This window comes from Mesotoga prima MesG1.Ag.4.2, assembly GCF_000147715.2.
In the GTDB taxonomy this organism is placed as follows: Bacteria; Thermotogota; Thermotogae; order Petrotogales; family Kosmotogaceae; genus Mesotoga; species Mesotoga prima.
The window spans coordinates 692,309-705,105 of the sequence record NC_017934.1 but is presented as its reverse complement, the minus strand read 5'-3'; the positions used below and the strand labels follow the sequence as shown (position 1 = coordinate 705,105).

16 protein-coding genes are annotated in these 12,797 nt (G+C 43.2%); 4 read left to right on the top strand and 12 right to left on the bottom strand.

Annotated features, from left to right (window positions below):
* Positions 1-29: 29 nt before the first annotated feature.
* From THEBA_RS03375 to THEBA_RS03335, 9 genes are read right to left on the bottom strand one after another with little or no spacing between them, the layout of a single operon-like run.
* Positions 30-668, bottom strand: coding sequence for a hypothetical protein (locus tag THEBA_RS03375; protein ID WP_014730444.1), 639 nt, complete (start codon positions 666-668; stop codon positions 30-32).
* Between the two features lie 19 nt (positions 669-687).
* On the bottom strand, positions 688-900 hold the full coding sequence (locus THEBA_RS03370) for a hypothetical protein (protein ID WP_006492310.1): 213 nt from the start codon (positions 898-900) through the stop codon (positions 688-690).
* Positions 901-904: 4 nt separating this feature from the next.
* The gene (locus tag THEBA_RS03365; RefSeq protein WP_014730443.1) at positions 905-1,600 is read right to left on the bottom strand and encodes a 2-phosphosulfolactate phosphatase; all 696 of its coding nucleotides are present in this window, start codon (positions 1,598-1,600) and stop codon (positions 905-907) included.
* Positions 1,601-1,603: 3 nt separating this feature from the next.
* Positions 1,604-2,215, bottom strand: a complete 612-nt coding sequence (locus THEBA_RS03360) for a histidine phosphatase family protein (protein ID WP_014730442.1) — start codon at positions 2,213-2,215, stop codon at positions 1,604-1,606.
* Positions 2,216-2,229: 14 nt separating this feature from the next.
* Positions 2,230-4,926 (bottom strand): DNA polymerase III subunit alpha, encoded by a 2,697-nt coding sequence (locus THEBA_RS03355; protein WP_014730441.1) that lies wholly within the window; start codon positions 4,924-4,926, stop codon positions 2,230-2,232.
* Positions 4,923-5,855 (bottom strand): RluA family pseudouridine synthase, encoded by a 933-nt coding sequence (locus tag THEBA_RS03350; RefSeq protein WP_014730440.1) that lies wholly within the window; start codon positions 5,853-5,855, stop codon positions 4,923-4,925. Before THEBA_RS03350 ends, THEBA_RS03355 begins: the two co-directional genes overlap by 4 nt.
* A complete protein-coding gene (gene lspA / locus THEBA_RS03345; RefSeq protein WP_014730439.1) occupies positions 5,824-6,300 on the bottom strand; it encodes a signal peptidase II in 477 nt (158 codons plus the stop codon). Before lspA ends, THEBA_RS03350 begins: the two co-directional genes overlap by 32 nt.
* 41 nt (positions 6,301-6,341) lie before the next feature.
* On the bottom strand, positions 6,342-7,100 hold the full coding sequence (locus THEBA_RS03340; RefSeq protein WP_006492300.1) for a YebC/PmpR family DNA-binding transcriptional regulator: 759 nt from the start codon (positions 7,098-7,100) through the stop codon (positions 6,342-6,344).
* Position 7,101: 1 nt separating this feature from the next.
* Positions 7,102-7,764 (bottom strand): TIGR03936 family radical SAM-associated protein, encoded by a 663-nt coding sequence (locus tag THEBA_RS03335; RefSeq protein WP_014730438.1) that lies wholly within the window; start codon positions 7,762-7,764, stop codon positions 7,102-7,104.
* Between the two features lie 126 nt (positions 7,765-7,890).
* On the opposite strand from THEBA_RS03335, the gene THEBA_RS14625 reads away from it, so the two are divergent.
* The 4 genes from THEBA_RS14625 to lgt all read left to right on the top strand — a co-directional run bounded on the left by THEBA_RS14625 (position 7,891) and on the right by lgt (position 10,717).
* Positions 7,891-8,148, top strand: a complete 258-nt coding sequence (locus THEBA_RS14625) for a metallophosphoesterase family protein (RefSeq protein WP_269078293.1) — start codon at positions 7,891-7,893, stop codon at positions 8,146-8,148.
* A gap of 5 nt (positions 8,149-8,153) precedes the next feature.
* Positions 8,154-8,354 carry a metallophosphoesterase family protein gene (locus THEBA_RS14770; RefSeq protein ID WP_407656325.1) on the top strand — a complete coding sequence of 67 codons (201 nt, stop codon included), beginning with the start codon at positions 8,154-8,156 and terminating at the stop codon, positions 8,352-8,354.
* Positions 8,355-8,455: 101 nt separating this feature from the next.
* Positions 8,456-9,760, top strand: coding sequence for a trigger factor (locus THEBA_RS03325; RefSeq protein ID WP_014730437.1), 1,305 nt, complete (start codon positions 8,456-8,458; stop codon positions 9,758-9,760).
* 69 nt (positions 9,761-9,829) lie between these two features.
* Positions 9,830-10,717, top strand: a complete 888-nt coding sequence (gene lgt / locus THEBA_RS03320) for a prolipoprotein diacylglyceryl transferase (RefSeq protein ID WP_014730436.1) — start codon at positions 9,830-9,832, stop codon at positions 10,715-10,717.
* Here lgt and THEBA_RS03315 read toward each other — a convergent pair.
* From THEBA_RS03315 to rsgA, 3 genes are read right to left on the bottom strand one after another with little or no spacing between them, the layout of a single operon-like run.
* Positions 10,671-11,258 carry a non-canonical purine NTP pyrophosphatase gene (locus tag THEBA_RS03315; protein WP_014730435.1) on the bottom strand — a complete coding sequence of 196 codons (588 nt, stop codon included), beginning with the start codon at positions 11,256-11,258 and terminating at the stop codon, positions 10,671-10,673. The two genes, lgt and THEBA_RS03315, sit on opposite strands and share 47 nt — an antisense overlap.
* Entirely contained in the window at positions 11,255-11,902 is a 648-nt protein-coding gene (rpe, locus tag THEBA_RS03310) for a ribulose-phosphate 3-epimerase (protein ID WP_014730434.1), read from the bottom strand. The genes THEBA_RS03315 and rpe overlap by 4 nt, the downstream gene beginning before the upstream one ends.
* Entirely contained in the window at positions 11,895-12,797 is a 903-nt protein-coding gene (gene rsgA / locus THEBA_RS03305; protein WP_041928068.1) for a ribosome small subunit-dependent GTPase A, read from the bottom strand. Before rsgA ends, rpe begins: the two co-directional genes overlap by 8 nt.

Below are 12,797 nucleotides of genomic sequence, written 5' to 3'. Positions count from 1 at the left end.
GAAATAGATAATTCTTTTTTTGTGAGAATCTATATCTTGTTTATTATTTCTAAGACAACCAAAGCAAAGTCATTCAGGCTGTCTTTCTTGCATAGTCTCGCGCCAGCCTCTCTTTTTCTCTTTCCATTTACCAACGAAGATCCGACTGCCATAACAATTTCTGTCATACCGTACTCGAGCTTTTCGATGAACTCGATACGGAAACTTGGTATAACCTCTCTGATGGCAGCCACAGTCGACTCAACGATCGCCATATATTTTTCGTCATCTCCAACATCGACAATCGAAGAGCCTTCAAGTTCTTTGCCATCGTAATCTAGAACCACAGTAATATCAAGACGCCTTGTCGTGGCCCTAGTTTCAAGGCTTGTTAGCTGAAAGTTGTACCCTTGAACTTCTTCCTTCTGGTAAGGTCTTACTACAGCTTCATCCTCGTCGTTAGAATCAAGAGATATCTGTGCTATAGATACTATCTTTCTATCGATCTTGATTCCGGTTGAGGCATAAATAGCTGTCTCAATATCTCTGACCAGTTGCTTTGCAGGCTTGGTAATATCTGCCAGTACATGAATCTCGACCATTTCTCCGCTTTCATCATAGACAATTCTTGCACTATGAACCCCAGGCAATTTAGATACAACGTTGTCAACTGCTAGCTTGCTAGGCATTTTTTCAACCCCCTCGACCTTATAAGATCAAAGCAAATAACAAGGACAAACCAAGAAACCCTCCCGCTGCCAGAAGGGAATACCAGCCTTTCCTATCGTAAGGTTTATAATCTTCAGGCTTCACTTCGCTCTTTGGCTTTCGTACCTTCTTTGTCCCAATCTCAAAAAAGATCAATGACAGAAAAAGTGCGCCCATTGCTAGAATGAAAAAAGCATTAGAAACGAACTCCATTGAATTACCCCCGTACGAAACCGTTGTTCCGCCACAAAGGAACCAGATCGTACAAGTTGATTTTAGCACAAAAGGATACATCTTCACTAAAGCCAAGAGACAGAAGTTTTTTTGCGTGTACTCCGTTTTCAGAAATAAAGTCTTTCAAATCGATCCTAACCGATTCATAAAGAAAAGAGGCTATCCAACAGCTATCGTTTATACCGACATCTCCCAAGCGTTTGACAAGCGCCCCCGCAAGCAGTGTGTCCTCCAGCGAAGGCTCTCCGTCACTACCTGCGCATTGGATTTCAACTCTTCCTTTCTCTCTTTCAATGTGTTTGGCAATGCTTTCCAAATTCAGGAATGAAGCAACTGTGATCCTCTTTGCTTTTCTTGATTTTAGAGCAGCTACAGTTCCATTAGTAGTTGTCATAACAACTTCCTTTCCCTTCACAAAACTTTCAGAAAGCTCAACTGGCGAATTCCCTAGATCAAAACCCGGTATTTTCATTGCTTCCCTCTCCCCCACTAGAACTACCTCGGGATTCCTATTTCTTTCTTCCAGCGCCTGTCTGACATTAGAAACCGGAATGACTTTCTCTGCACCCAGTTGAAGAGCAGTCGTTATAGTACTACTGGCTCTCAGAACATCAATTACTACAGCGAGATCCGTGCTCTCATCAATTGTCCGTGGAAGAAGATTCACCCTAAGTAACATATGTTAGTTCTCCTCCATATGGCGCCACAGATTGACCTCTAGCAGTCTCATTTCTGCTCCTTCAATCTTAATTGTGGAAATCGAGCAGTTGTGTAAGGAAAGTCTGTAGTGATTTTCCAGAGGGAGGCCTGCTGCGTAGCAAATTGCGGTTCTGATTAACAAGGCATGCGAAACCACAATCACATGTTTCCCCTGGAAATTTCCAGAGAGATATCTGATGAAACCCGCCGCTCTTCTCTGCACTTCCCCCAGAGGTTCAGTTCCCGGAATGTTTGCCCATGGATCCTTCCTCCATTTCTCTATCAGATTACCATAACACTTTAATGCTTCACTTATCTCAAGGCCATTCCAGAGTCCTACATCCGCTTCGCGGAGTACCGGGTTAGCAACTGGTGTCTCAGCATATGAAACAGCAATTATCTCGGCGGTTTCCTTTGCCCTTTTCAAGTCGCTGGAATAGATTGCCGCTACACTGGGAACGTGCTTTTTAAGAAATGTGCCAGTTATTTCAGCTTGCTTTCTTCCCTTTTCAGATAAGGGAATATCGGACCTTCCCTGCCAGCGGTTACTATTGTTCCATTCTGTTTCTCCATGCCTTACAAAATAAATATACATTGCTTCCTCCCCAATTATCTCCAGATTATCTTATCGGCATCTACACCCATTGGCCTTGCCCCAGGTATGATTTTTTCGGTACCCCTAACTTTGACAACTACGTTTTCTCTCTTGGAGCCGACTGCTAAGAATGACCGATCGATCTGGCCATGAAAAATCCTGTTCACTTCTAAAATTCTCTCCTTCATTTCAATAGGATTTCCATTATTGAACAAGACGAAACCTTGAAGAGGAACGTGGCTTTCTATCTGAATAAAGGTCCTTCCGTCAGTAACGAAACTCTTTCCAAGATAATCGATTCTCTTGTAGGGTGATATCCCTGTTCTCAGAGAGGCAACGGCGCTTGTTATTTCAAAGTCAGTCACTTCCGATGAAATATCCGGTCGCTGAATCTCCGTGACATTGAATCCAAGAGTCTCAATCTCCATCATGGCTCTCTCAACAGGGGTGTCTTCCTCTCTTGCCTCTTGAAGCTCTTCTTTATAACCGAACACAGATCGTATTGACTTCAGTTCGGGGTTCACACCCGTGAGGGCATCATTCATTTTCTTCAGAAGATCGTTTCTGCTGCCATAGCAATCCAGGTAGCCACTCTTTATGAGTTTCTCAAGGTCTCTTGCCTGATACTTTGATCTGTTGTTCCTTACGAACGTGAAGAAGGAATCCTCAAAGGGTTTTGGCTTCAGTTCACCTTTATTCAGCAGCTGTGGAATAGAAAGCGATACAATTTTACGGTCCTCAACTCCATTTTCTATGCTTAATTTGAGTCCCCTATCCCTTATTTCGGCGACTAGTCTTCCAAAAGAAGTCCTTGGTAATTCTCGCAGCATGAGGGGATAGAAAATCTCCGGATGGTTTGACTTGAAATATGCTAGCCAGAAGGAAATCACAGCGTAGCTCAGACTATGAGACTTGTTGAAGGCATAACCGGCAAAATCAAGAAGGAACGAATACAACTTCGCTCTTCTTTCATCTGGAAGTCTGCTGTACCCCGGCGAGCTCTGAAACAACCTGTCAACGGCATCCCTATCTTTCTTCGAAAGAGCTCTTCTGAGAAGCTCCCCATCGTCTGCTTCAAGAGATAGTAAGCTCGAAGCGATCTTTAGGACTTGTTCCTGATAAACGAGAAACCCTGCCGTCTCAGCAAGAACGGGAACTCTTTTCCTCATCTTCTCGATTTCAGAGGGAACTCTCGAAAGCTTCAAGAAACGCTCTGTAACTCCAGATTTAATCGGCCCTGGCCTGTTTAATGCAATGCATATAGAGAGATCTCTCAGTGACGAGGGCTTGACGGATCTAATAATTTTCGTAGCGTAAGGTGCTTCCAGCTGAAAGATACCGGTAGTATAACCGCTTCCCAGTGTCTCATAGGTATTTGAATCGCATGCGGGATTGTCCCAGGGTTCCTTACCTTGTGTCATTTCCCTCAAAAGAGAGAGATTTTTCAAACCCAAGATATCAATTTTCTGCAGACCAACTATTCGAAGAGAATCCATATCCCAAAGAGAAACAGGTAGATCTTCACTGAAATCGACGGGGATCAGTCCCTTCAAAGAAATGCCGGATAGTATGACACCGGCAGCATGAAGTGAATAACCCGAAAAGAGACCGGCGATGAGTTTTGACATATCAAACAACCGCTTCATGTCTAAATCTTCTTCAAAAGCATATGGAAAGCGCTTCCCATCTTTACTCCATTCAATGAGCTTAGAGATCTTATCTTTGCTGATCCCCAATTTTTTCCCGAGTTCGCGGGCTGCTCCTTTGAATCCGTAAGTTGAATGTGTCCTGATAAGACAGAAACGATCATTTCCAAAGTATTCATACATTTTCTTCAGCAGCACTGGTCTTGATTTGTCATCAACATCAAGGTCGATATCCGGTGGGTCAGCTCTCTTCAAGCTAAGAAATCGCTCAAAGAACAGGTCTTCCGCAACGGGATCGATTCGGGTAATTTCAAGCAGATAACTTACAAGTGAACCAACAGCCGAACCTCTACCCGGGCCTATCCAGCAACCAATGCTCTTCGCGATGTCGACGATCTTGGAAACGGTCATGAAGTAATCCTGAATATTCTTTGCAAGAATTACTGAGAGCTCCCTTTTAAGCCTCGACAAGTATTCGTCGCCCATTTTTTTCTCCTCAAGAGCTTTACCCAATAAGGAAGAGAAAGATTCTGCCGACACTCTCACTGGAAAAACATGCTCAATCCTCTTCAAAGAGAAATTGCGGGGAAGTTCTGAGAGTAAGTCAAGTAGATCGTGCTCAAGCTCGCGATAATTCTTGTCGTTTGGCAGTGAATAGTCAGCTATCTCAATTTCAGGCTGTAACGACGCATATACCCAGAATTTCTCGCTTTCATGATCAAGGTAGCGACATTCCCAAATGGGATTTCCTGAAGAATTGTCTAGATTTCGGGGTTTTCCGGAGATATGGATCAAGTTTTCCGAATCATTCGTTTCTTTTCTTAGAAGTTCTTCAAAACCCCTTTCATTTCTCGCAATCCAATAATCATTTCCAGTTCTAATCCCTGGTACTGCTACTATTCCTGATCTGGAAAGAGAAAGATGCCACTTCGCGTAGGAAGAAAGTGATGAATCAAGAATCACGCATCTTTCGTAACCCCTTTTTTTCAGTTCAGCTGTAGTCGATATCTCTTCAAGGACAGAAGCATGAAGTTCGTACTTGGTAATAACGAAGGCAGTCTTCATCTTTTCGCCTCAAGTTCTGAGAGATTAACTATAGCCTCTTTCATGTCCTCTGGGAGCCTGGCTATGAAGGTCATTCTTATTCCTGACCGAGGGTGAGAAACCGTTAGTTTCATGGCATGAAGCATCTGTCTCTTAATTCCAAAAATCTCGTCTTCTCTTGCCTTTCCATAAACCGCATCTCCGAGAAGAGGGAAGCCCTTCTCTTTCATATGCACCCTGATTTGATGTGTTCTACCTGTCCTAGGCCTTACAATTATCAACGAAGCAATACTTGAAAAATTCGAGAGAGTTTGAAAATATGTGAGGGATTCCTTGCCATTCTCATTTACCGACATCTTAAGTCTGTTGACTGGGTGCCGAGCAATTGAGTAATCAATCTTTCCGAACGGTGGTGTCTTTCCTCTGACGAGCGCAATATACTCTTTAGCAGTTAATCTGCTCTTGAACTGACTTGAAAGTGAAACATGCGCAAGGTCATTCTTGGCGACTATGATTATCCCGCTCGTATCCTTATCGAGCCTGTGAACAATGCCCGGTCTGGTTACACCGCCTATTCCTTGAAGATCTTTACAGTGATAGAGAAGAGCATTTACAAGCGTACCTGTTTGCTTTCTTGGAAGTGGATGAACAATGATACCAGGATCCTTGTTAACTACGATGATATCGCGGTCTTCAAAGACAATCTTTAGCGGGATGGCCTCAGGTTCTACAGACGCGACTTTTGGTTTTTCGGGAAGGTCAAAAGTGATTGACTCTCCGATCTTAACCTTATAGGATGGTTTTCTGGGTCTACTGTTAACAAATACCTTGGAATTTTTTATTTGCCGTTGCACAAAAGTGCGGGAAACCCAAGGCGGAGCTTTCTCAACGACTACCTTATCAAGTCTCCAGCCATCTTCACGGCTGGAGACTATTATCTCTTGAAGCACGCTTCTCCCTTCGATATACAGAGAGTGTTAACAAGGCTGCGCCAAAAACAATGCACAAATCCGCAAAATTGAAGATCGCAGGGAAGCCCTTTAGTTCAAGGAAATCAACCACATGTCCAAGCCTCAGTCTATCTATCAAATTGTTTCCAAGAGCACCGCCAACAATCAAACCAATGAGAAAGGATTCCCATCCGGATAGTTTAGAAGAGTGCGCATTAGAAACAATAACTATCATAACCACAATACCGATGGCTACAAATGAAAGCAACCATGGCTCCTGATTCTTGAAAAGCCCAAATGCAACACCGGTATTTCTAACGTACCTGAGACCAAAAAGCTCTCCAATCAGATCTATCCGTTGAAAGTAAGTCATTCCGTTTTCCACGAAGTACTTACTCACTTGATCCATTATTAAAGCTAACGTAATCCCCAAAAGAGACAGCAATTATTATCACTCCGCGTGACGCAAGAACAGCAAGCGGCCGATCAACCCATCTGTTCGGCTAGGGCTTCCATTTCTGTTTCATCTATATCCGAGTTGTCGTAAACTTCCTGAACATCGTCGTTATCTTCAAGAATATCAAGGAGCTTAAGTAGCTTTGCAGCATCTGAACCTTCAACCTTCAAAGAATTACTGGGAATGTAGCTCATCTCGTAAGACAGAGTGTAACCATTTTCTTCGAGTGCAGTCTTCACATCAGATACAGACTCTGGAGAAGTTACTATTATAATAGGATCTTCTTCATCCTTAATGTCTTCGGCACCTGCCTCGATGGCAAGAAGTTGAAACTCCTCGAGATCAGAAATCTGCTCCTTTGCTACGGTTATAACTCCCTTTCTTTCAAACATCCAGCTGACAGCTCCGCTTTCCGCCATGGATCCACCATACTTGGAAAGGGTGTGTCTTATCTCTTGGGCCGTTCTGTTCTTATTGTCGGTAAGACATCTAATAAGAAGCGCTACTCCTCCCGGAGCGTACCCTTCGTAAAGAGCCTCGGAGAACGATTGACCTTCGAGTTCACCCGCGCCTTTCTTGATTGCCTTTTCCATGGTGTCTTTTGGCATGTTTGCAGACCTGGCTTTTTCTATGGCACTTCGAAGAGAAGTGTTTGTATTGGGATCTGACCCACCCTCTCTTGCCGAGACCATAAGTTCTCTGATAATCTTCGTGAAGACCTTTGATCTCTTTGCGTCTTGCGCGCCCTTCCTGTGCTTGATATTCGCCCATTTGTTGTGCCCGGACATATCATATCCCTCCTATTTCATCCAGAATATCTGAAGTATATCTACCATTGAGCATTCCATCTTCCACAAAAACAATTACCCCTTCGTAAGAAGCGGTGCCTTCTTTAGATAATATCTTAAGAATTTCCTCCGCTGTAACCATCGACTCTATCGGCTGGGAATATTTTACCACATGGACTGTTCTAAGGGAGGTAACTGAAAGATCCATAAAAACATCTCCAGCATTGTATTTCTTATATCCGCTCTTTGTTTTCTTGGTGACTATTGCACTAGCATCAAATCGCTCTGGGTAATAACTCCCTTTAGGAAGAATTATTGCTGTTCTATAAGAATCTAATAAATCATCAATCTTTGCATAGTCGCGGGGCAAATACCAGGCCTTTAAAGCTCTGATAGTGAAGTTGGAAACAGAGTTCAGCAGATTCACCACGTCCTGACTGAGACCATCGGTTTCGAGAAGGACATAATTAGCGAGACTCATTACTCCCGTTGGCAAGGCCGGTGAAAAACTGATCTTAATTCTCGGGTGAAATCCCTGGGTATACGCTACAGGCAATCCCGATCTTTTAATTGTCCGTTCTATTGCTGTAGCACTTTCCTGGTGGGAAAGAAACCGCAGAAAACCTCCACAACAGAAGCGAACTACCAGTTTATTGTTATTCAATTAAACCTCCGACACGCTCAGATAGGAAACCTTTGTTCTTCAGGTCGCGTGCAGTTATAATTGTATTTGATCTGCCTTAACTTTTCAACAAAGTGAAACCATCAAGGGGTGAGAGCGTTGAAGTGGATGATTATGTCCGATTCCCACGATAATATGCCAAGAATTTCGGAGTCCGTAGAGATTGCTGCTGACCGAGGTGTCGAGGTTCTTATTCACTGCGGAGACCTTGTGTCCCCCTTTGCCGCAAAGGCACTGACAAGATTCAAAGGTGAACTACACGTGGTATTAGGAAACAACGACGGAGAGATCGTCGAGCTGAAGAACATTCTTGGTGGCTCTCTGATAAGGGGCCCGCAGAGATCAAAATTCATCGTCGCTCGGTAGTTTTGATGCACGAACCTTTTGGATTGAGCGGAGCAGTAATCACGGATTTCCTTTTCTACGGACATACGCATCATCTTGATATCAGGTTGAATTCAAGGCCTGTTATCATAAATCCAGGGGAGTCTTGCGGCTATCTCACGGGTAAACCGACTGTTGTTGTAATTGATCCGGACAATCTGGAGTATGAGTTGATCCAACTCCGATGATGAATTTTTAATTATAACATCTCATTAACCGTGAAATTCATTTGGGTACGTATAATTAGACGGCAAAAATATCAGTTCAAGGTGAATGGAGGTAGTTTCTGGTGGAGAAAAGCTTCGTTAAAAAAGAAGAGAATGTCGAGACATTTCTCTTTGCTTTTGATTCGGAAGAAATACGGAAGGCAGAAAATGATGTTGCAAGATATGTAAATCAACAATACACTATACCTGGGTTCAGAAAAGGTAAGGTTCCGCTAAGTATTGTAAGAAACTTCTTGGCGGAGAGTTTTGAAGAAATGGTTCTCGAAGTTCTTTCCGATAAAATTGAAGAAGAATTGAAGGACGAAAAGATTTTGGTTCCCGCAGTAATCAGTGAGCAAAAGATGGAAGGTGAAGGTGCCGTAATTGAGGTGAAGCTTCACAGAGACCCAGAGGTAAAAATCCGGGACTATGAAAATCTTGACCTTAAAGTTCCAAAGCAGGATGAAGTAGTTCTGAACTACGTCAATAACCGCCTGGAAGAACTCAGAAACGAACACGCTATAGTTGAACCAAAAGACGGGCCTGTTGAAAACGGTGACTTAGTAAAGATTGAGTACACGATAATTAAGGATGGCAAGAAAATCGCAGAGAATAAGGTTCAGGAACTGAGCGTTGTTCCTGAAGATGATAGACCAATAGTTAAGAATATCATAGGGAAAACAAAGGATGACGTCGTAGAGTTCACAAGAACATTCGAAGACTCCGATAATGAATACTTTTATTCAGTAAAAGTCCTTGACGTTCTACGAAAGAGTCCTTTGGATCTAGACGATGAATTTGCAAAAACCGTGAATGCCGAAGCAAATACTCTTGAAGAATTAAAGGAAATTGTGCGCAGAGAGGGAATGGAATCATTCTTGAACTGGAAGAAAGATTTCTTAAGGCAGCAAGCGATGGACAAAATCAATGATCTTGTCGAGATTGGGATTTCCGATGCGACTCTGGATTATCTTGTTCAGAGAACGATAGAGAATTCCAAGAAGGAGAAAAGTTACGAAAAATACCTTAAACAGGCTGGAAGCGAAGAGAAACTCATCGAAGACCTCAGGTCTGGTGTGTTTGATGAAATAAAGAAAGCTAGGTTCATCGATGAAATAGCATCGAGAGAGGGCTTCAGAGCTGAAGAGGAAGAGATTCAAGCTTATGCCGAAGAAATGGCTCCATATTGGGGGATTTCCGCTGAAAGAGCAAAAGAAATGGTTAATACTCGTCAAGATGTTAAAGAAGACATCGTTTCAACTATCATCAGAAACAAGGTTCTGGACAATGTCATTGAAAAAGCTTCTATTAGTGATATGGAGCCTTCATCCGATGAACAACTGGAGATAAGTGAATCCGGGGGAGAAGAAGCTCCTCCTAAGGAATAGATGAGGTTTTCTCAGACTTCTGGAATACTCAAAGATCTGGTTTTGAATATCGGAAAGAGGGGGGTTTAAGTGAAGAGAATAGTAATTTCAATTGTGATAGCATCAGCCTCAGCAGTTGCACTGTTTTTCTTTTTGAGAGCAGTCTTCAGTGGTGAACTGATACTGAATCCAGTAATTGTTGAGAATCTAGGCCCCTTTTCGGTTAGATGGTATGGAGTTATGATTGCCACCGGAATCATCGCTGCTTATCTCTTGGGACGGCGTCAGGGTCTAAAGGAAGGCATCAAAGAAGATTACTTGATCGAGGGAGTCTTCATTGGAATTGTTTTTGGCGTGCTGGGCGCCAGAATCTATTATGTTGCGTTCAACTATGAGATCTATCGCGGAGATTTCTGGAGCATCTTCAGAACGTGGGATGGTGGCCTGGCCATACATGGAGCTTTTTTCGCCGCTCTCCTTGTTACATTTCTTTATGTTACATTCAGAAAGAAGGCAGACTTGAAATTTCTACAGGTAACTGATATTTTCACAGCTGTATTACCTTTAGCTCAGGCCATTGGTCGATGGGGAAATTTCACAAACTATGAGGCATACGGTTCACCCACTGATCTTCCATGGAAGATGTTCGTACCTTTAAGATACCGAATGCCAGGTTATTCCGAATTTGAATACTTCCATCCAACCTTTCTCTACGAAAGCCTGGCGAATGTAGTCATTTTCGCTGTACTATACTGGTATTTGGGGAAAAGAAAGAATTATGGTGAAGTAACCGCTCTATACATGGTTTTATATTCAATTGTTAGGTTTTTCGTTGAAGGCCTGAGGTTAGATAGCCTTTACATAGGTCAAAGCGAAGTAAGAACTGCTCAAGCAGTTTCTGTAATCCTACTCGTAGTGGGAATAGCTTTGTTTATTTTTTCCCGGTATAAAGGTGAACAAGTGAAAAGAGTTTCCTGAATGCCTTACCTCTATGTGAAAGTTCCTTTTTTACTGAATCCCCGAGAACACCAAAGGTTTGAGAATAACCTTGGGGAACAAATATTGGATCATAGCCGAAACCGTTTTCACCGGTTTGTTTCCTTGCAATAATTCCTTCGACCTGCTCCTCAACTCCAACCAAAACGCTGTTCGAAGGATCATAAAACAGCGCAGCACAGACAAATCGAGCTGCCCTGTTTTCTTCGTTCACCATTCTGTCAAGAATGATCTGCATCTTCTCAGAGTAATGACTGTTCTGCATGAATCTCGCAGAATTCACTCCCGGAAATCCTCCAAGAGATTCAATTACAAGCCCTGAATCATCCGCAAGAAGTGGTACTCCAACATCCCTGTAAGCTTCGATCTTCTTCAATGAATTTCCGAAGAAGGTCCCTGCATCTTCAACGATGTCTTTCATTGGAGCGATTGCTTCAATGGATTCAACATCAAATCCTTCAGGAAGAATGAGGCGTACCTCTTTGAGTTTGTTTTCATTAGAAGTCACTAAGTAGAGCTTCACCTCTTGAGCTCCTTGATCTTCCTTACAACAACTGATGGATTTTCCGATCTGAAGACTGCAGCTCCCATTATAAGAATATCTGCACCTCTATTTACAAGATCCTGAGCATTGTCGAGGCTCACTCCTCCATCCACTGCGATTTCGAACTTCAAGTCCCTTTCAGTTCGAATACGATCTAGCACATCGATCTTTTTGGCAGCTTCTGGTATAAATTCTTGGCCGGTGTACCCAGGATTTACGGTCATAACAAGTACACCATCGGCACATGAAAGAACCTCATCTAGAAGGGAGACGGGCGTAGATGGATTGAGAACGACAAATGCTCTCGAACCGGTTTCTCTAATTTGTCCAAGAAGTCTGTGAAGATGATAGTTACCTTCAACATGTACGTGTAGATTCTTTGCGCCTAAGGCGGCATACTCCTTCACGTATCTGGAAGGATCCTCTATCATCAAGTGAACATCAAGGGGAGGATGATGCAGTCTTCCCAGCGCTTCCATGATCGGCACCCCAAAAGTTATATTGGGAACAAACATTCCATCCATCACATCTATGTGCAAGTAATCAGCGTCACGGACTCTTATGACTTCACGGGCGAGTTCAGTAAGGTCTGCGGCAAGAATCGAGGGAGAGATTCTAGCCATATTTTCGCCCTCCCTTCTCCTGTTCTCTTTCCTTCAATTCATTATACATAATCAAATAGCTTTCGTAACGACTTCTATGAATAGAACCAGCTTCTACAAGCTCCTTGACGTAGCATCCGGGCTCATCGACATGGACGCAGTCACTAAACGCGCACATTCCTTGTTCCTGGGAGATTTCTGGGAAACACTTGTCCAGGTTTTCCGGAGCAATCACTGGCAGTTCAAGATTTGCAAAACCCGGAGTGTCTGCTATTAATCCTCCAAACTCGAATTGCAGGAGTTCGACATAAGAGGTCGTATGTCTACCCCTCTCCAAACCCCTTGAAATCTCTGAAACCCTTAGCTTAAGTCCAGGGTTAAGAGAATTTAGGAGGCTGCTCTTACCCACTCCCGACATGCCGGCCATAACGCTTATCTTACCTTTCAAAACTTCTCGAAGACGATCGAGGTTGATTCTGTTCTTAGAAGAGACCGGACAGATTTCGTAGTGCTCACCATAGACATCTGAAAACCTATCTAGTTCTTCATTATTGATTAGATCGATTTTGTTGACTACTATCGTAACAGGCAGTTTCGCGTACTCGGCAAGAACAAGGAAACGATCCGTAATGAGATTTTGAACTGCCGGTTCCTTCAACGAAAGCACAAGCAATATTTGCTCGATATTCGAGATCCGTGGACGCAGAAGCTCCGTCTTTCTGGGAAGAATGCTTTCTATGCGCCCCTGACCGTCACCGCTTAAAGCATATTCAACTCTATCTCCAACGATAGGTCTGATTCCCTGCAATCTAAAACGTCCTGGCATAGTACATATTAGCCGCCCGCCTGTTTCAGCATCAACAACCTCCATATTTCTGCTGCCAAATCTCACTACCACTCCTTTTCTTCTCTCCAA

Coding starts and splice junctions, on each gene's coding strand:
- THEBA_RS03365 (WP_014730443.1), bottom strand. CDS start 1,600: ATGTTACTTAGGGTGAATCTTCTTCCACGGACAATTGATGAGAGCACG.
- THEBA_RS03360 (WP_014730442.1), bottom strand. CDS start 2,215: ATGTATATTTATTTTGTAAGGCATGGAGAAACAGAATGGAACAATAGT.
- THEBA_RS03375 (WP_014730444.1), bottom strand. CDS start 668: ATGCCTAGCAAGCTAGCAGTTGACAACGTTGTATCTAAATTGCCTGGG.
- THEBA_RS03355 (WP_014730441.1), bottom strand. CDS start 4,926: ATGAAGACTGCCTTCGTTATTACCAAGTACGAACTTCATGCTTCTGTC.
- THEBA_RS03340 (WP_006492300.1), bottom strand. CDS start 7,100: ATGTCCGGGCACAACAAATGGGCGAATATCAAGCACAGGAAGGGCGCG.
- THEBA_RS14770 (WP_407656325.1), top strand. CDS start 8,154: ATGCACGAACCTTTTGGATTGAGCGGAGCAGTAATCACGGATTTCCTT.
- rpe (WP_014730434.1), bottom strand. CDS start 11,902: ATGGCTAGAATCTCTCCCTCGATTCTTGCCGCAGACCTTACTGAACTC.
- THEBA_RS14625 (WP_269078293.1), top strand. CDS start 7,891: ATGATTATGTCCGATTCCCACGATAATATGCCAAGAATTTCGGAGTCC.
- THEBA_RS03370 (WP_006492310.1), bottom strand. CDS start 900: ATGGAGTTCGTTTCTAATGCTTTTTTCATTCTAGCAATGGGCGCACTT.